Source organism: Streptomyces sp. NPDC058239 (assembly GCF_042882185.1).
In the GTDB taxonomy this organism is placed as follows: domain Bacteria; phylum Actinomycetota; class Actinomycetes; order Streptomycetales; family Streptomycetaceae; genus Streptomyces.
This window is the reverse complement of the sequence record NZ_JBHVWS010000040.1, coordinates 73,892-90,404: the sequence shown is the minus strand read 5'-3', so window position 1 is coordinate 90,404 and position 16,513 is coordinate 73,892. Positions and strand designations below refer to the sequence as shown.

At 68.3% G+C, this 16,513-nt stretch carries 16 protein-coding genes; 8 read left to right on the top strand and 8 right to left on the bottom strand.

The genetic code is table 11. From position 1 onward, the window contains the following. Positions 1-527 precede the first annotated feature (527 nt). Positions 528-1,298 carry an SDR family NAD(P)-dependent oxidoreductase gene (locus ACFVYE_RS33010; RefSeq protein WP_383965094.1) on the bottom strand — a complete coding sequence of 257 codons (771 nt, stop codon included), beginning with the start codon at positions 1,296-1,298 and terminating at the stop codon, positions 528-530. A gap of 239 nt (positions 1,299-1,537) precedes the next feature. Between ACFVYE_RS33010 and ACFVYE_RS33005 the strand changes: the two genes are divergently transcribed. Then, positions 1,538-1,987 (top strand): winged helix-turn-helix transcriptional regulator, encoded by a 450-nt coding sequence (locus ACFVYE_RS33005; RefSeq protein WP_383965091.1) that lies wholly within the window; start codon positions 1,538-1,540, stop codon positions 1,985-1,987. A gap of 205 nt (positions 1,988-2,192) precedes the next feature. Here ACFVYE_RS33005 and ACFVYE_RS33000 read toward each other — a convergent pair whose 3' ends face one another. After that, the gene (locus ACFVYE_RS33000) at positions 2,193-2,954 is read right to left on the bottom strand and encodes a DeoR/GlpR family DNA-binding transcription regulator (protein ID WP_383965088.1); all 762 of its coding nucleotides are present in this window, start codon (positions 2,952-2,954) and stop codon (positions 2,193-2,195) included. An 89-nt stretch (positions 2,955-3,043) separates the two neighbouring features. On the opposite strand from ACFVYE_RS33000, the gene ACFVYE_RS32995 reads away from it, so the two are divergent. Continuing rightward, positions 3,044-4,270, top strand: coding sequence for an MFS transporter (locus tag ACFVYE_RS32995; protein ID WP_389608015.1), 1,227 nt, complete (start codon positions 3,044-3,046; stop codon positions 4,268-4,270). 30 nt (positions 4,271-4,300) lie between these two features. Further along, positions 4,301-4,933 (top strand): HAD family hydrolase, encoded by a 633-nt coding sequence (locus ACFVYE_RS32990; RefSeq protein ID WP_383965082.1) that lies wholly within the window; start codon positions 4,301-4,303, stop codon positions 4,931-4,933. Between the two features lie 119 nt (positions 4,934-5,052). Here ACFVYE_RS32990 and ACFVYE_RS32985 read toward each other — a convergent pair whose 3' ends face one another. Further along, a complete protein-coding gene (locus ACFVYE_RS32985) occupies positions 5,053-5,973 on the bottom strand; it encodes an SDR family oxidoreductase (protein WP_389608014.1) in 921 nt (306 codons plus the stop codon). A gap of 83 nt (positions 5,974-6,056) precedes the next feature. Here ACFVYE_RS32985 and ACFVYE_RS32980 point away from each other — a divergent pair, with 83 nt between their 5' ends. Both ACFVYE_RS32980 and ACFVYE_RS32975 read left to right on the top strand, forming a co-directional pair. After that, on the top strand, positions 6,057-6,623 hold the full coding sequence (locus ACFVYE_RS32980) for a TetR/AcrR family transcriptional regulator (protein ID WP_389608013.1): 567 nt from the start codon (positions 6,057-6,059) through the stop codon (positions 6,621-6,623). Positions 6,624-7,093: 470 nt separating this feature from the next. Beyond that, positions 7,094-8,392: an MFS transporter gene (locus ACFVYE_RS32975; RefSeq protein ID WP_383965123.1), complete on the top strand. Its 1,299-nt coding sequence runs from the start codon at positions 7,094-7,096 to the stop codon at positions 8,390-8,392. A gap of 302 nt (positions 8,393-8,694) precedes the next feature. Here ACFVYE_RS32975 and ACFVYE_RS32970 read toward each other — a convergent pair whose 3' ends face one another. From ACFVYE_RS32970 to ACFVYE_RS32960, 3 genes are read right to left on the bottom strand one after another with little or no spacing between them, the layout of a single operon-like run. Further along, a complete protein-coding gene (locus ACFVYE_RS32970; protein ID WP_389608012.1) occupies positions 8,695-8,961 on the bottom strand; it encodes a hypothetical protein in 267 nt (88 codons plus the stop codon). Further along, positions 8,954-9,169 carry a hypothetical protein gene (locus ACFVYE_RS32965; RefSeq protein WP_389608011.1) on the bottom strand — a complete coding sequence of 72 codons (216 nt, stop codon included), beginning with the start codon at positions 9,167-9,169 and terminating at the stop codon, positions 8,954-8,956. Before ACFVYE_RS32965 ends, ACFVYE_RS32970 begins: the two co-directional genes overlap by 8 nt. Further along, positions 9,148-9,504 carry a DUF6207 family protein gene (locus ACFVYE_RS32960; RefSeq protein ID WP_389608010.1) on the bottom strand — a complete coding sequence of 119 codons (357 nt, stop codon included), beginning with the start codon at positions 9,502-9,504 and terminating at the stop codon, positions 9,148-9,150. Before ACFVYE_RS32960 ends, ACFVYE_RS32965 begins: the two co-directional genes overlap by 22 nt. Positions 9,505-10,420: 916 nt before the next feature. On the opposite strand from ACFVYE_RS32960, the gene ACFVYE_RS32955 reads away from it, so the two are divergent. After that, positions 10,421-11,446, top strand: coding sequence for an endonuclease/exonuclease/phosphatase family protein (locus tag ACFVYE_RS32955; protein WP_389608009.1), 1,026 nt, complete (start codon positions 10,421-10,423; stop codon positions 11,444-11,446). A gap of 288 nt (positions 11,447-11,734) precedes the next feature. Here ACFVYE_RS32955 and ACFVYE_RS32950 read toward each other — a convergent pair whose 3' ends face one another. Together ACFVYE_RS32950 and ACFVYE_RS32945 are read right to left on the bottom strand one after the other, a co-directional pair. Further along, positions 11,735-12,832 (bottom strand): winged helix DNA-binding domain-containing protein, encoded by a 1,098-nt coding sequence (locus ACFVYE_RS32950; RefSeq protein WP_383965064.1) that lies wholly within the window; start codon positions 12,830-12,832, stop codon positions 11,735-11,737. An 86-nt stretch (positions 12,833-12,918) separates the two neighbouring features. After that, on the bottom strand, positions 12,919-13,953 hold the full coding sequence (locus ACFVYE_RS32945; RefSeq protein WP_389608008.1) for a zinc-binding dehydrogenase: 1,035 nt from the start codon (positions 13,951-13,953) through the stop codon (positions 12,919-12,921). Between the two features lie 119 nt (positions 13,954-14,072). On the opposite strand from ACFVYE_RS32945, the gene ACFVYE_RS32940 reads away from it, so the two are divergent. Together ACFVYE_RS32940 and ACFVYE_RS32935 are read left to right on the top strand one after the other, a co-directional pair. Beyond that, positions 14,073-15,029, top strand: coding sequence for a helix-turn-helix transcriptional regulator (locus tag ACFVYE_RS32940; protein WP_389608007.1), 957 nt, complete (start codon positions 14,073-14,075; stop codon positions 15,027-15,029). A 68-nt stretch (positions 15,030-15,097) separates the two neighbouring features. Then, positions 15,098-16,396, top strand: a complete 1,299-nt coding sequence (locus ACFVYE_RS32935; RefSeq protein ID WP_389608006.1) for a protein kinase — start codon at positions 15,098-15,100, stop codon at positions 16,394-16,396. Positions 16,397-16,513 lie beyond the last annotated feature (117 nt).

Below are 16,513 nucleotides of genomic sequence, written 5' to 3'. Positions count from 1 at the left end.
TCAGTTGCACTCGCGTCACGCGAAAAGAACTACCGGATCAGAACCCGCCACGAAGCCGAATCCGGCAGATTGATCACAACACGATACGCGCCCTAGTGAGCACGAGGTGAGCGGCGCGGGTACGCGGGTTGGTGCTGGAACGAGGTTCCTCTACGACGGCGAGAGCGTCGAGGTGGTCGAGAACGAAGAAGACCCCCTGATCACCGAGCGGGCTAGCCACAGGCGTGAAGTTCTGACGGGCTACCGGCAGTTGGCCAGCGACAAAGAGCCGCGGAACGAGTACGTTCCGACGACGTCGATGGAGTCGCGAGGTGGGCGGCCAAGACCGCGGAACTCGGTGTAACCGTCCGCACCATTGAACGGTGGCCCGCTGCCTTTCGCCGGCACGGCGAGGCCGGGCTTGTCCCACGGCGGAGCCGGGCGAAACGGCCACAGCCCTCGGTCGACATGCGGTGGGCGGAGACTGCCCGACGGAACAAATACGTACCGAGAGAGCTGTGGATCTTCGTTCGCAGTAGCGGGCAGCGCTACTCGCGCATGGTCACGCCGCCGTCCACCGACAGGATCTGGCCGGTGATCCAGCTGGACTCCGCGGACAGCAGGAAGACGATCATGGAGGCGAGGTCCTCGGGCTCGCCGAGCCGTGGGAGCGCGGTCTTCTCCAGCAGCGCCTCGAGGATCTCGGGTGGCGTGCCGGTGCGGACGTTCTCCGTGAGGACGACCCCGGGGGCGACGGCGTTGACCCGGATGTCCTTCTTGCCCCACACGTGGGCGGTGTGGCGGGTGAGTGCGTGCAGGGCGATCTTGGATGAGGCGTACGCGGTGAGCCACTCTTCCCGCTGCCAGGCCGCCAGGGAGGAGACGTTGACGATCGAGCCGCCACCCGCGGCGACCAGCGCGGGCAGGCTCTCGCGGATCACGAGGCCGGTGCCGATGACGTTGATCCGCATCATCTCGGCCCACACCTCGGGGTCCATGGTGTCCACGCCCTGGTCGCGGGCCGAGAGGTCCGGGCTGACGGCGGCGGCAACGTTGGCGACGCCGTCGAGCCGGCCGAAGTGCTCGGTGGCCCGGGCCACCAGGGAGGCGATGGAAGCATCGTCCCGGAGGTCGAACTGGACCGTGAGCAGCCGGTCGGCCGCTTCCGCCGCCTGCTCGCGGGTCCGCGCGAGCTTGTCGGGGTTGGTGCCGGCCGCGGCCACCCGGGCGCCTTCGGCCAGCAGCCGCTGTACGGTGACCGCGCCGATGCCCGATCCGCCGCCGGTGACGATGAAGACCTTGTCCTTGAGCCCTTCCATGACTGGGCACATCCTTTCGGCTCGTGGGAGTGCGGCGCCGGTTCGGCGGACGGGAACCATGCCGGGGGCGACGAGGCGGGAATACGCCTGACGTACCCGGCGGTTGCCGACCTGTGCGCGCGGCACAACCGCTTCGACCAGTGCGTTGACGCCTGGTGCGCAGCCCACTGTGCACGACTGCGACAGGGGCTACAAAAGGTACTTTCATGTTCCTGAGGGGCACCGGAAGGGCGTCATCCGTGAGCAACAACGAGGGCCGGCCGGCCTCCACTGGCGAGGCGCGGGGAAACGTACTGCGCCTCTCTGGCCCGTGCGCACGCTGGGACGAGAAGGATGCGGACTTCATCCGCGAGATCCTCGACCTGGTAGGCGACAAGTGGAGCATGCTGGTCATCGGCGCCCTGGCCGCCGGCGACGCCCGCTACTCGGACCTCGACACCACGATCCCCGCCATCTCCCGGCGCATGCTCACCCTCACCCTCAAGCGCCTTCAGCGCAGCGGGCTGGTCGACCGCACCTCCTATGCGGAGGTGCGGCCCCGCGTTGAGTACTCCCTCACCGCCCTCGGCGCTTCCCTGCTCTCCGCCATCGAACCCCTGGCCGCCTGGTCCGCCGACCATCACATGGAGATCCGGCACCACCAGGGCGCGTACGACAAGAGCGCCACACGCAGCGCGCGACCGGCATGAGGCGGAGTGGATCTCGCGCCACAGTGGGGTCCATCATCTGCGGTCTGAGGCTTCGGGCAGGACCGTGAGACTCGCAAGGACAGCCGTGCCGACCTGGTGGGCGGGCAGGCAGCTGGCAGAGCGTCCTCTACGCGCACAACCCTGAGGTCGCCGACACGCCGGGAGCCGTCCGGCGCCCAGCGCCCCTTGGAGCGGACCGGTCTTGTCAGACGGCTTTGACGACGGTGCCGGTGCCTTCGAGCGCGGTGACCTCGTCGGCGGGTGCTGTGGTGTCGGTGACGAGGGTGTGCAGGAGGGTGGCGGGGCCGACGTAGGCGTAGGCGGTGTGGCCGAGTTTGCTGCCGTCGGCGGCGACGATGACGCGGCGCGTGGAGGCGATGCCGGCCTTCTTCACGGCCGCGTCATTGAGGTCGTAGGCGGTCAGGCCCTCGGCTGCGCTCAGACCACAGCAGCCCATGACAGCAGTGTCGAAGCGCAGTGCCGCCAGGGATGCGAGGGTGAGGGGTCCGGTGAGAGCTCCCTCGGCGGCCCGGGGCTGCCCGCCGGGCACCATCAGCGTGGCCGGGCCCGGACCCTCGCCGAGTGCATGGATGGCCTGCAATGACAGGGGCATCACGGTGACCGGCCGACGGCGCAGCAGGTGTGCGATCTCCAGGCAGGTGGTGCCGCTGTCCAGGAGGACGGTCTCGCCGTCGGCAATGAGCGAGGACACCTCGGCCGCGATGCGGCGCTTGGCATCGACGGCCTCGTGAGCACGCAGCGCGAAGGGTGGCTCCTCACCCCGGAGCAGCAGGGTGCGCGCGCCGCCGCGGACGCGCTCGAGGACGCCTTGCGCGGCCAGTGCGTCGAGGTCGCGCCGGATGGTCATCTCGGAGGCGCCGGTCAGGTCGACGAGTTCCTGGACCGTGACCCTGCCCGACTCCCTGACGGTCTGCGCGATCAGCCCGTGCCGGTCTGCGTTGCTCATACCGCGATTGAACACCACCCGAAACGAACATTCAATATGTGCGAAGCGACGGTATTCAATCATCATTAATGTTCGCTATGGTGATTCTCATGAGTTATTCGTTGCGATCCGCCCGAGCAGTGACCTTTGTCTATTTCGTCCTCTGCGGCACCGTGGTGGGCACCTGGGTGGTGCATATCCCGGCCATCGAGGATCGCGTTGGCATCAGTCACGCGACGCTCGGGGGACTGCTGGTTCTGCTGGGCCTCGGGGCCTTCATCGGCATGCAGGTGGCCGGGCGCCTGACCGACCGCCTCGGGGCGCGCACGGTCATCCCCGCCGCCGGTGTGCTGTGCAGCGCGACCCTGGTGCTGCCCGGCCTCGCCCAGGAGCCGTGGGTGCTGGCGGCCGGTCTGCTGGTCTTCGGCTTCTGCAACGGCTGCCTGGACGTGAGCATGAACGCCCACGCCGTGCACGTGGAGAAGTCGTACGGCCGTCCTGTCATGTCGGCTTTCCACGCCACGTTCTCGGTGGGGGGCGTCCTTGCCGCACTTGTCGGAGCGGCTGCGGCGAGCGCGGGCCTGAGCCCCGCCGCAGGCATGGCCGCCATGGGAGCCCTGGGCGTCGTGATCGCCCTGGTGTCGGTACGTGCCCTGCTGCCGGCCACACCCACCGCCGTCGACACAGCCACAGCCACCAACACCGGCATCGGCACCGAGGCGGAGGCCGGGAAGGGGCAGGCCGCCAAGCGTCGCAGCGCCGGTGGCCGCATCTGGGCCCTTGCTGCCCTGGCGCTGATGGTCATGCTGTGCGAGGGCGCCGCCAACGACTGGAGTGCGTTGCACCTGAAGGAGATCCTCGGCGCATCCGCGAGCACTGCCGCCTTCGCCTACGGCACCTTCGCGGCCACCATGACCATCGGCCGGCTGCTCGCCGACCGCCTCGTCGCCCGGTTCGGGTCCATGGCGATCCTGCGTTACGGCGCGGCGACGGCAGCTGTCGGCATCACCATCGTGGCCCTCTGCCCGTGGATGTGGGCCGCGTTCGCCGGGTGGGCGCTGTTCGGTCTGGGGCTGTCCGGCTGTGTCCCGCAGTTGTTCAGCGCGGCCGGGCACGCCGACCCCTCGGCTGCAGGGGCCAACGTCTCCCGCGTCGCCGGACTCGGCTACGTCGGCATGCTCGCCGGCCCCGCCGTCATCGGCTGGCTGACCCACCTCGTCGCCCTGAATCATGCCTTCGTACTGCTGACCCTGCTGTGCGCCGTCACTGCTGTGGCCGCCGGGATCCTGCGCAAGGGATCCGACCGCACGCGCGAGCCGGCAACCAGCAGCCACTGACCCCCTCGGAATCCGGAGGAGCCCACGACCATGCCCACCGAGCGAAGCATCGTGCTGTTCGACCTCTTCGGGGTCATAGCCCCCCACCAACGCCCCGGCGCCCTGGAAAGAATGGCCGCCCGCTGCCACGCACCCACCGACGCCCTCACCACGGCCTACTGGGCGTGCCGACCGCCCTACGACGCCGGTCAGCAGTCCGCGTCCGAGTACTGGACCGCCGTACTGCGCTGGCTGTCCCGTCCCGCCGACGCGGACACGATCGAGGAGTTGCGCGTCACCGACATCGACAGCTGGTCACGCGTCGACAAGCGGATGGTCGCCTATGCCCGGTCCCTCCGCGGCGCCGCCGAGGTCGCCCTGCTGTCCAACATCCCCTCGGACCACGCGGACGTCCTCCTCGCCGCGCAGCCGTGGCTGCACGATCTGGACCACGTTGCCTTCTCCGGGAAGATCAAAGTGGCAAAGCCGGCCCCGGCCGCCTTCCACCACTGCGTCATCGCCATGGGGGCCGCTCCGGCGGACTTCCTCTTCGTCGACGACCGCGAGGAGAACGTACGCGCCGCGCAGGCCATGGGTATGAACGGACACGTCTTCACCGATCACGACGAGCTCACAGCCGTCATCGACAGCTGGCTGCCGACTCGACGAGGCACGTGGAAGTGACACCTGACATGAGACGGCGTGAAAGGACGCAGGTCAGAGCGGCATGTTCATTCTGCTCAACTGAATAAATGACACGCGCCCGGGACAGCAGGATGCTGAGCCGGCGTCTTTGGAGCTGGTCAGGTGGTGGCAGGGGTGTGGAAGTAGTGGCCCTTGGCGAGGTCTTCGAGCAGGCTGGGGTGGGTGGGCTGCCAGTTGAGCAGTTCGCGGGTCAGGGTGCTCGACACCGGGACGTCGAGGCTCATGAAAGGGCTCAGCCAGGTGAAGTGTTCCTCCGCCGTTTCGGGGGCCACGGAGGTCACCGGTACGTCGAGGTGGCGGCCGATCACCTCGGCGATGTCGCGGAGCGCGACGCCCTCCTCCGCGACGCCGTGCAGCGCCGATCCGGCGGGCGCCTTCTCGACGGCCAGGCGGAACAGCCGTGCAATGTCGAGGCGGTGGACTGCCGGCCAGCGGTTGGCGCCGTCGCCGATGTAGGCGGAGACGTTCTTGGCGCGGGCGGTGGCGACCAGGTGCGGCACCCAGCCGTAGTCCCCCTCCCCGTGGACGGTCGGAGAGACCCGCACCACCGATGAGCGGACGCCGCGCGAGGCAAACGCGAGCGCGGCCTGGGCGGTGGCCGACCGAATCACATACGGCGAGCCGTCGATGGTGGGCGCATCCTGCTCGGTCACCGCGCGCCCCGTCGGGAAGCCGATGAAGCCGGTGGCGAGGACGAGGGGGCGATCAGTGCCGGCGAGCGCATCGCCGAAGGTGTCGACGACGCGGCGATCGGCATCGGCGGCGCCCTGGTAGTCGCCGGTGAACGCGCGCTCGCCGTTGAAGGCGAGGTGGATCACTCCGTCCGACGCGACGGCCGTGTCCCACAGAACCTCAACGTCGTCGAGGGTGCCGCGGACAACCTCCTCGCCAGCGGCGGTGAGTGCGGCGGCGGAGGCGTCGGAGCGGGCGAGCCCGACGACCTGGTGCCCCGCGCCGATGAGCTCGGGAACCACAGCGGAGCCGATGAAGCCGGACGCGCCGGTCACAAAGATGCGCATGAGAAACCCCAACCCTTGATTTCAGTTACTGCAATCGACCTTAACATCTGAGTGCAGTCACTGAAATCACGTAGGATCTGCCCATGGGTAGATGGCAGCCGAACGCACGCGGGCGCCTGGCGGCAGCGGCGCTGGAGCTCTACAGCGAGCGCGGATACGAGCAGACCACCGTGGCGGAGATCGCCAAGCGCGCCGGGCTCACTGAGCGGACCTTCTTCAATCACTACGCAGACAAGCGCGAGGTACTGTTCGCCACCGCAGGCGAGTTTCAGGACCGGTTTGTGGGGGCGGTCTCCGATGCCCTGAAGTCCGTGGCGCCGATCGACGCTCTGGCCGTGGGTCTTGAAGCGATCGCCGAGATGCTCGCCGGCCAACGCGACTTCGTACGCACTCGACAGGCTGTGATCATGTCGAACCCCGAGCTCCAGGAGCGCGACCTGATCAAGCTCGCCTCGACCTCGGCCGCGCTCGCCGATACCCTGCGCCAGCACGGCGTTGCGGAACCGGACGCGAGCCTGGCCGCCGAGGCAGGGGTCGCCCTCTTCAAAGTCGGCTTCCATCGCTGGATCGCGGCGGACGAGGAACGCGAGCTGTCGTTGTTGATGCGGGAGGCATTGGACGCACTCAAGGCCGTGACCGCGGGCAGTTAGGGGTTTCTCAGGGATTGCCGAGCGATGGGGATATGTGACCTGCAGGGTTGTCTCAGCGTTCGGTGTCTCAGGTCGATCTGTACGCCATAGTTCGCTGGAGAGCTGTAAGGGATGCCTCATCCAGGGCTGTGGGAAGTTCCGCGGGGCGGAACAGGGTCCAACCGCCGGTCCGCCCCCAATTGTCTTTCGCGTTGAGCCACCGAGCGCTAGTGTCCGGGGGCAGCAAGTTGCCCCACGAGGAGTTGCAGACATGGCCGGTCGTCCGAGCGCGCGTTGACGTTGTAGGCCGTGATCGGCCTGTCATCGCGTGCTGCCCTTGATGTTGCGGCACAGCGAGCCTTCCCCTGCCTGAATCGCAGGCGCACCTGTTGTGCGCCGGGTGATGGGCCTCGTCGTCGGCAATCCAAGGGACCTTCGTGTCGTCCACTCCTTCCACCGCATCCGATTCCAGTCGATCTACTCCGCCAAACCTGTGGCGGGATCGCGACTTCCGCAGACTCTGGGTGGGTCAGACGGCCTCCCAACTCGGCGAACACACCACTCTGATCGTTCTCCCGCTCTTCGCCGTCCTGACGCTCGACGCTGGCGCCGGCGAGTTGGGCGTCCTCCGCGCGGTGGGGCAGGCGCCGATCCTGTTGCTCTCGCTCTTCGTCGGCGCCTGGGTAGACCGGTGGCGGACCCGCACGGTGATGGTGGTGACGGACGCCTGCCGGACCCTGATGCTGAGCGCCGCCGCCGCGGCCGGTCTCCTCGGTTGGCTCGGTCTGCCCGCGCTGCTCGTGGTCGCCTTCGCCGTCGGGGCGCTGTCCGTGTTCTTCGACGTGGCCTATCAGGCGTCTCTCGTACGGCTGGTGCAACGCGATCAGTTGCTGCAGGGCAATAGCGCGCTCGAGGGCAGCCGATCCGCGGCGCAGATCGGCGGGCCCGCCCTCGGTGGTGCGTTGGTGTCCCTGCTGTCGGCGCCGATCGCTGCTGCCTCCAGCGCGGTGTTTTTCGCGCTGTCGTTCCTGTCGATTCGGCGGATCCGTCGGACCGAGGCGATCCCCGAACGCTCGGAACGTCCCCCTCGGGTGTGGCGACGGATCCATGAGGGCCTTTGCTTTGTCGTCATCGATACCTTGCTGCGGACCGTGTGCCTCGCCTCGGCCGCCTTCCAGTTCTCCTTCGCGGCCATGATGACGGTCTACCTGCTCTTCCTGCCGCGGGAACTGCACCTGTCGGGTACCGCTGTCGGGCTGGCACTCGCGGCGACGGGACCAGGCGCGTTCCTGGGCTCGATGCTGGCCGCCCGCCTGCCGAACCGGTTCGGTCATGGCGCGGTGCTCGTGTTCGCGGCGGCACTCGGCGACGGCGTGTTCCTGTGTGTTCCCGCGCTGCACGACTCCTCAGCGGTGACGGTTTCCGTGCTCCTGGCGGTCGCCTTCGTGTTCGGGACCGCTGGCCAGCTGGTGAATGTCACGATCATGGCGGTTCGGCAGGCCGTCACTCCGGACGGGATGCAGGGTCGCGTGGCCGCGACGATCACGTTTGTCGGTATGGGGACGGCCCCACTCGGCTCCCTGCTCGGCGGCTTTCTCGCGATGGAGTGGGGGTTGCGTACCAGTCTCCTGGTGGCGGCCGCGGGCATGATGTTGTCACCGGTGGTGATGGCTTTGTCCCCGCTCACACGCCTGGGACGGACGCTTCCGGCTGCGCATAATCCGCCGCTGTCGGCTGGCCGCTCCGAGGTCCACGAGTCCAGCAGCTGCCCTTCATCTGACGTCGAGTGACATCGGAACTCGGCACTACTCACGGATGCGGCATTGACGCGGCTCTCGACTCCATCGTGAAGACGAATATGCACACGTGCATCGCCATGCGCCGCAGGATCAAGCATCAGCGGAAGTGAGGCGGTGGTGCCGTCGAATCGCTGGAGGTGTCCTCGCAGGGCTGCATTCTCCGCTGTTGCGCAGGCTCAGCGCCTGGATGTTGTTCGCGTAGGCGGCGATGGTGGCGCGCGCCTCCCGCCGCTCGGTCGCGTGTTGGGAGCGCAGCGTGCGGTCCGCCTTCTTGAGGCGGGCGATGTCTGCGGTCAGGGTGTCGGTCTGCGGGCGGGGCGCGTCCGGTGTCCGCAGAAGCCCGGTGATGATCTCGGCAGGGGTGAGCGATAGTAGGTGGCGCGCGAGATACCGGCCTCCGTGCACAGCGTGGTGACGGTGAGAGCACCGGTGGTGTGTTCGGGGTTTCCTGTCACGATCCGTTCGAAGGCGTGGACGACGGCCTGGTCGACGCCCGGTCGTACGGGAACGCCGGCGTGTTCCAGGGCGTGCCGCAGCCGCAGCGCGGCGAGGTCATTCATGCGTCGGGGCTTCCGGCGGGTTGCGGAGTTCTGCGATGGCGTGGTCGAGTTCGGCGATGTCGGTGGTCAGTGCGGCGGTCTGGAGGCGGGAGAGTCCCACCGGGGCGTCGAGCGGGCGCTGGGCCTGGGCGCGGGCGGTTGTCTGGCGGGGCAGACGGCCGCTGGAGCGGCGGGCATTGGTACAGGTCAGGCACGCGCCTTGACCCAAGGCCCCTTGCAGTCCCGGCTTTCCCCCTCAAGTGGATGCAGTAGCGCCTCGCCAACGAGTGTCATGTGCGTCAGCCGGCCACACCAGCCACAGATCGTATTTGCCATAGCCAGAAGATATGCCAGCAAGCTGACAACGCCACTGGGTTGTCCCTGCACCGCTGAGCACCACACATCCGCAAATGTCCGCACCCGCCACACCTCTGACGGACCCGACGTCGCCCACCGCTCCCCCAGCTCCGCGACCGCGACCAGCGCCGTCTCCTCATCGCCGGCCGCCACCCCCACCACAACCAGGCCCGGCTCGGACACATACACCGCATCGAAAGACCTCATGCCCATTCCAAGGCGAGCAGATCGAAGTCCGGTTCCTGACCGGCGGGTTGTTCACCAGGAAGGGAAGCAGGGGCATGCGAGAGATGACGAGGCGGAGCGCTCAGAACGGTGGGCTGCTCCTCGGCAGGCAGTTCTCAGCATCCCGCTTCCCAGCGGTGGCCCCCGCTTGCCTCCCTCCACAGTAACCACGCCAGTAGGTGGTCTCGTTCCGGAAACTGGCAGCGCAGATAGTAGTGGGGTGTCTCCTCGGAGACAGGCTTGGAGGCCTGTGTAGCCGGGTTCTCCGCTGCGACAGCAGGTGAGAGCGCGAGGAAAGCAAGGATTACGGGCCCTAGGAAGACGGAGTATCGGGTCCAGCGCATCTTCTCCTCCTCGGGGCGTCGTTCAAATGTGCCCTCAGTACCAGTGCACTACCGCGGCCGCACTCTCGCCAGCGTGGCCGGGACTTCGGCACTGCCCTTCTGGATCCCGCGAGCTCCCCCGATGCCTGCAACTGCGTAATCGTCATGCTCCGCCACCACGGGCGCGTCGTAACATCCGTGATGCTGCCGTTGCTCAGGCCGAAGTACCCGCCCCTGTACGTGGTGTCTGCGACCGGGCCCGTCGTCCAGCCCGTCCCATCGGACCGTGGCGTTGCGCCGCACGTATGTGTCACATCCACCTCCAGTCGGCTGGTGTTACTGACCGCGATCCGGCTGGTTGACGATCACCGCGACGCCGTTCAGCGGCGGGCCGGAAGCATTGGCCGCCCGTCCGGTCAGCATCGGCTGCTGTCACCGAAGTGACGCCGGTGCGGCGAGAGGGGTGCGCTCGTCTTCTCCGCGTGGGCGGAGGACGCGGCACGCGGTTGCGGAAAACCGAAACTGATGCACCTGATGGCTCGTCTTGGGGGGCGAGGCCAAGCGGATGGGAAGCCATGATGGAGCGGGCGGACAGCGGTGCGACGTCGACGGTGAAGGCAGCAGCGCCCCAGTGGGCGCGGCGCCGAACGGGGCGGTGGGAGGGGGACGCGAGGGGCCGGCCGGCCTGGACGCGGGTCCTCGCCGCGCTTGCGGTGCTAACGGCCGGGCTGCTGGCGTTCCACCGGGCCGTCCCCAACTCCGTGGGCCGCCTGGGCAGTTTACTGGAAGCCTTCTTGCCTTGGCTCGGCCTGGTGGTCGTAGTGCTGCTCGGCCTGACGATGCTGCGCCGTTCGGCCACCGCACTGGTGGCCTTGCTACTGCCGGTGGCGGCCTGGACGTACCTCTTCGGCGCCCTGCTCCTGCCTGGGGCAGAGCCCGGCGCGCACGATCTGGTCGTGGTGCAGCACAATGTCAGCGACGAGAACACCGACCCGGCGGGCACGGCCCGTGCCCTGGCTGACGCCGAGCCCGATCTCATCGCGCTGGAGGAGCTCGTGTCCCCGGCGCTGCCGGTCTACGAGAAGACCCTCGCCCCCGACTACCCGTACCACACAGTTCAGGGCACTGTCGCACTCTGGTCAAAGCATCCGCTCACCGATGCCCGACTGTTGAACATAAAACCCCAGGGGATCGCGGAGGACTGGAGTCGCGGGCTGCGGACCGTGGTCCACACGCCGCACGGCGAGATCGCGGCGTACGTCGCACACCTGCCCTCGGTCCGCGTCCGGGCGAGCGGCCTCGCCTCCTCCTGGCGCGACGAAAGCGCCGACCTGCTGGGCAAGGCCGTCGCCGCCGAGAAGCTGAGAACGGTGATCCTGCTGGGCGACCTCAACAGCACGGTCGATGACCGCGGGCTGGCCCCGCTGACCTCACGGATGAACGTGGCGGAACGGGGTTTCGCCTTCAGCTTCCCCGCCGCCTTCCCGCTGGCCCGGATCGACCAGGTCATGGCCCGCTCGGCGACCGTCGACCACATCCGCACCTTGCCCGCCACCGGCAGCGACCACCTGCCGGTCGCCGCCCGGATCACATTGGGCTGAAGGAACGGTCTCGGTGACAACAAGCCTGCGTATGTGACAACTGCTGAACCTGAATGGGTGTTGTCGGGGCATGGCGGGCGTGGGGGTACCCCGATCCGCTCCGCGTGTGGCTGTCGCGTCCGGATGAGGGCATGACCGAGAGCGAGACGACGATGTCGTCGATCAACGGCTCAATCCGCGCCCACTGCACGTCAGTCAACGGCACATCCGGATCAACGATCGGATGATCCGAACGAAACGGCCTGGACCTGTCGATTCCCTACGGAGCGATCATTCACAATTCCTATCTCAGTTGAACGTGACGATCCGGTTGGCGGCATCCGGTGCGATGAAGGCGAGAAGTGACTCGGCCTCGTCCAGCACTGCCGCGGTGTCTGCCTGCGACAGCGGCCGGAACGGCGAGATGAGCAGTGTGGAGCCCGTCTTCGACCATGTGCCGTGGACGAATCCGTCGACCAGAAAGGTGGGCCGCACCATCGCCTGACCCGGCATCACCTGCTTACGATCCGCCTCGCTGATCACTCGGGCGCGGTCCGCGTGCCCGAGGAGGAGATTGTCGAAGGCGGGCAGAAAGCGCACCGGGACGGGTCGGTCCGGGTCGGCGAGCAGCGCGTCCGGCAGGTCGAAGAGCTCTGTGCCCTGCTCGTCGCGGAAGACGCGTAGCTGCGGCCGCAGCTCGTCGAGAGTCTCGCGCAGGCGGGTCAGCCCCGACCATGCCTGGATGTCCTTCACACCGGCCGGGCCGAACGCCGCCAGGTAGCGGCGGATCAGCCTCGCGACCTGAGACGCCGCCATCGGTCGGCCGATCCACTGCTCCGCGACTGTGATGGCGATGCCGGCACGGGTGCCCCAGGCTCCCCATGTGCCGGTGGCCGGAGCGTGCACCATCGGTACCCTCAGTTCTACCGCCCCCGCGAGCACGCGGCCGTCGCGGCCGGGGAAACGCTCGGCGAGCGACGAGGCGAGCTGGTGCCGCTGCAGGGTCCGCCCAGCCATCAACTCCACCCCGGTGGCAGCGATTTCGTCGAGGTCCAGCCCGGCAGTCTGTGCGGCAAAGTACCGCGCCCGCGTGGTGCGGTCCAGGACGGGCTGAACGACTGGCCGCAGCCAGCGGAAGTCGTCGCTGCTGGTCAGGTGCTGGGTGCTGCGCAGGACTGCAGAGCGCACCACGCGCCGGTCGCGGAGCAGTGCCGTCAGTTCGTCGTGCCGGAAGTCGGCCAGCCGGGTCCACAGGCCCACGTAGGGCCAGTTGGGCTCCTGCCCCTGCAGAGCGACCAGTTGCTCGACGACGTCGAGCGCTGGGCGGGAGGTTCGGGCTGCCAGGAACTGACGTTGGAGCAGTGTCCGGTTCAGGGTGCGGATGGAGAGCACGGGGATGTCGGGCATGTGGTGCCGGATCTCCTTGGATGTGGTGGGGACGCCGCAGGGAACGAGCCGCCCGCCAGTATGTGACAGGCGGCTCGCGTCGAGCCTCAGTCGGCGACCTTCACGGAGACGTTGCCCCTGTAGTTGCCCTGCAGCAGGGAGACGAGCGCCTGAGGAGCGGCCGTGACACCGCCTTCCACGATCGTGTGGGGGAACACGAAGCGGTCCTCGCCCAACCAGGTGCTGAAGTGCTCGGTCCACGCCGCGACCTGCTCCGGCGTGTGGTAGGTGGAGAACGGCAGGACCTCGATCCTCTTGGCGGTCGCCGCGGTGAGGTCCGGCTCGGGGAACCGGTTCTCGTGGTCGCCGATCTGGGTGGCCAGCGCACCGCAGAGCGCGAACCGGGCACCGGGTGCAGCCGCTACGACCGCTGCCTCGAACTGTTCGCCGCCGACGTTGTCGAAGTAGACGGTAATGCCCTCGGGCGCCAGTTCCCGCAGGCGATCGAGGACGGGGCGGTCGTGGTAGTTGAACGCGGCGTCGAAGCCGAGCTTGTTGACCAGGTAGTCGATCTTCTCCTGGCTTCCCGCGCTGCCGATCACCTTCGCGGCGCCCCGGCACCTGGCGATCTGCCCGGCCAGCGACCCGACGCCGCCCGCCGCACCGGAGACGAAGACGACATCATCGGCCCCGACCTTGGCGATCTCGGCCATCCCGTAGTACGCGGTGGGCCCCTGGCTGAGGTAGTGCACCGGGCTCGGGAACAACTCCGGGTCCAGCTTGGGGTACTGGTCCGCAGGCCCGGCCGAGTACTCGCACCACCCCGTCATGGTGCGGACCAGGTCGCCGACGGCCAGGTCCGCGCTGTTGGAGCGCACGACCGTGCCCACCGCGCCGCCTCCGATGCGCTGGCCGACCTGCCACGGCGGGATCGGCAGATGGGAGTCGGCGCGCATCATCTCCAGATAGGCGACCGACAGGCCCAGGTAGTCCGTGCGGACCAAGACCTCTCCGGCGCCCGGTTCGGGCGTCTGCACCTGCACGAGGTCGAAGTTGTCGAGCCCAAGCTCCGCCCTCAGGTGCTTGGCCAGCCGCACTTCCCACGCCGTGCGGGTGATCGTCGGCATCGTGCTGTCGGTCATCGTTCTCCTTGTTTCGATCAGTCGGCGCACCCGGCCCGGGGCCTGTGCCGTCCTCGCGAGATCCACGCTACGAGCTATAACGGTCACTTTCTGACCTCAATTGCCGCCATCCTGGGGGCATGGCGAACACAAGCTCTCGGACTCTGCGGCTGCTGTCCCTGCTCCAGTCCCACCGGCACTGGCCGGGCGGTGAACTGGCCGACAGGCTCGGTGTTTCCGTGCGCACCCTGCGGCGCGACATCGACCGGCTGCGCGAGTTGGGCTACCCGGTCGAGGCCAGTCGCGGCGTCGAAGGCGGCTACCGGCTCACGGCAGGCGCCGCCCTACCGCCGTTGGTCCTCGACGACGAGGAGGCGGTAGCGCTCGCCATCGGGTTGCGTGCAGCTGCCCAGGGCGCGGTCACCGGAATTGAGGAGTCCTCGATCCGCGCGTTCACCAAGGTCGTACAGGTCATGCCGGCGCGACTGCGCCGACGGGTCGACGCCCTGCGGGTGGTGACCGTCCCCTCCGTCGAGGGTGGTGGGCGGAGCGTCGAGACCGGCGTGCTGACCGCCATCGCGCAGGCATGCCGTGACGAGGAACGGCTTCGGTTCTCGTACACCGCCCGCGGTGGCGCCCGGAGCGCCCGCCATGTCGAGCCGCACGGGCTGGTCTCGCTCGGGTACCGCTGGTACATGGTGGCCTACGACCTGACCCGGCAGGACTGGCGCAACTTCCGGCTCGACCGCCTCGACGATCCGCACAGCACCGGAGAACGGTTTCGCCGGCGCGAGCTACCCGCCGACAACGCTGCGGCGTTCGTCCGTTCACGGGGTGCCGGTGTCCCCGCGCTGCATAGCGTCGAAGTGCTCGTGTACGCCACCGCGGCGGCTGTCCGCACGCGGATCGGCCCGTGGGCGACGGTCGAGGAGGTCGACGAGCAGCGGTGCCGGGTACGGATGGCCTCGCAAACGCTGGACTGGCCGGCTCAGGCACTGGGCAATGTGGGTGCGGAGTTCGAGGTGCTCGGCCCTCCCGAGTTCATCGACTTCATCCGCGAGTGGGCTGCCCGCTTCACCCGTGCCACCGGCTCGTGATTTTCTGGTGTCCAGGGCTTCCCGCCTGGCTTTGCAGGCAGTCACAGCCGGAGAATTCCGCTGACGGCGTGCGCTTTACCGTGCCCGTGCAGACCCTGTGCGCGGGTTCGAATCCCTGGCACTTCGGGCTGCGGTACAAGGGCGCCACCTGGCTGAACGTGGTGAACGACCAGGTGATGGGGCTTGGTATGGAAAGGGTCGAGGGCGCCAATCTCGCCGAACATATCCGCGACGAGAGTCCCATGGCCATGGCTCTCGCTCTTCAGGTCGCGCAGGAGATCTGCGCGGCCCTGGTCGCCGCGCACAGCGCGCAGCTCATCCACTACGACATCAAGCCGCACAACGTGATGCTCACCCCTGACGGCCGGGTCAAGGTGGTCGACTTCGGCATCGCCGGGTTCATCCAGAGGGCCTTCACCCTGGCCCACTCCCGGCACGCCCGAGTACGGGGCGCCCGAGCAGTTCCTCACCGAACGCGGCGGCGCTCGGACCTGTACGCCCTCGGCAGCGTCCTCTTCGCTCCGCTCACCGGGCGTCCACCGTTCACCGGGCGAACCGGCCTCGCGATCATGCACCAAGAGCTCGCCGAGGACGCACCCTCACTCGGCACACTTCGGCCCGAGCTGCCGCCCGCGGTGATCCGGCTCGTCGCTGAACTGCTCCAACGCGACCCCGACCAGCGCCCCCAGACGGCAGAAGCAGTCCACGAGCACCTGGGCCGGCTCCGCACCGCCCTCGACACCCGCGGCACCTCCGACGCGCCCACCGTGACCCGCGTGCCGTCTCGCATCACCACCCCGCCGCTACCCGCTCCCGCCAGCCCCTTCGAGATTTCCTGGACCGGCCGGGAGTCAATCACCGATTACGCGCGAATGTCCCGTGCGCACGTCACCCGTACGTCGCGTGTATCCGCGGTTCTGTGGGCGATCACGGCAGTCGGCCTCGGTATCGGGCTGGGGACTGGACGCCTCCAAGGCCTCAGCCAGGAGACCAGTCCCAGCGTGGGGAGCTTGGCCGGGTTGGCGGGCGCCATAGCCGGGCCATTCGCGCTCACGTATCTCTTCGTGCTGGTGTTTGGCGTGGTCAGGATGCGCTACGAGCGGGAGAGGTCTCCCTGGTCCCTCAGCATCGGTCCGCACGGCATCGTCGCCACTGGTGCCTTACGCCGTGCGGTCGGCTGGGACCAGATCCAGATGGTCACCGTGGAGGCGATCTTATCCGCCTGCCGTACGGCTACAGGGCGCTGCATGTTCGCTCCACCGACGCCGCCAACCTTGCCGGCGCCCGTCCCGCGGGCTGGGGCTACCCCAGCGGCATCAACCGCCGGCCGGACCGCCGCATCCCGCTCTGTGTCCTCGGACCCATGACCGAGCAGCAGCACTCTGAGTTCACCACCGCTCTCATCCGCTACGCCGGCGCGCTCTGGCATCCGGAAGCCGGCCACTGACCTTGTTGCAGCTCGGGCAGCACAGCCATCGTGTAGC

What these genes read in the sequence shown, in the direction of transcription:
- ACFVYE_RS32950 (WP_383965064.1), bottom strand. Translation starts at nt 12,832, where the DNA reads ATGCCCGACATCCCCGTGCTCTCCATCCGCACCCTGAACCGGACACTG.
- ACFVYE_RS32980 (WP_389608013.1), top strand. Translation starts at nt 6,057, where the DNA reads ATGGGTAGATGGCAGCCGAACGCACGCGGGCGCCTGGCGGCAGCGGCG.
- ACFVYE_RS32945 (WP_389608008.1), bottom strand. Translation starts at nt 13,953, where the DNA reads ATGACCGACAGCACGATGCCGACGATCACCCGCACGGCGTGGGAAGTG.
- ACFVYE_RS32990 (WP_383965082.1), top strand. Translation starts at nt 4,301, where the DNA reads ATGCCCACCGAGCGAAGCATCGTGCTGTTCGACCTCTTCGGGGTCATA.
- ACFVYE_RS32995 (WP_389608015.1), top strand. Translation starts at nt 3,044, where the DNA reads ATGAGTTATTCGTTGCGATCCGCCCGAGCAGTGACCTTTGTCTATTTC.
- ACFVYE_RS33000 (WP_383965088.1), bottom strand. Translation starts at nt 2,954, where the DNA reads ATGAGCAACGCAGACCGGCACGGGCTGATCGCGCAGACCGTCAGGGAG.
- ACFVYE_RS32970 (WP_389608012.1), bottom strand. Translation starts at nt 8,961, where the DNA reads ATGAATGACCTCGCCGCGCTGCGGCTGCGGCACGCCCTGGAACACGCC.
- ACFVYE_RS32985 (WP_389608014.1), bottom strand. Translation starts at nt 5,973, where the DNA reads ATGCGCATCTTTGTGACCGGCGCGTCCGGCTTCATCGGCTCCGCTGTG.
- ACFVYE_RS32940 (WP_389608007.1), top strand. Translation starts at nt 14,073, where the DNA reads ATGGCGAACACAAGCTCTCGGACTCTGCGGCTGCTGTCCCTGCTCCAG.
- ACFVYE_RS32960 (WP_389608010.1), bottom strand. Translation starts at nt 9,504, where the DNA reads ATGAGGTCTTTCGATGCGGTGTATGTGTCCGAGCCGGGCCTGGTTGTG.
- ACFVYE_RS32955 (WP_389608009.1), top strand. Translation starts at nt 10,421, where the DNA reads ATGATGGAGCGGGCGGACAGCGGTGCGACGTCGACGGTGAAGGCAGCA.
- ACFVYE_RS33010 (WP_383965094.1), bottom strand. Translation starts at nt 1,298, where the DNA reads ATGGAAGGGCTCAAGGACAAGGTCTTCATCGTCACCGGCGGCGGATCG.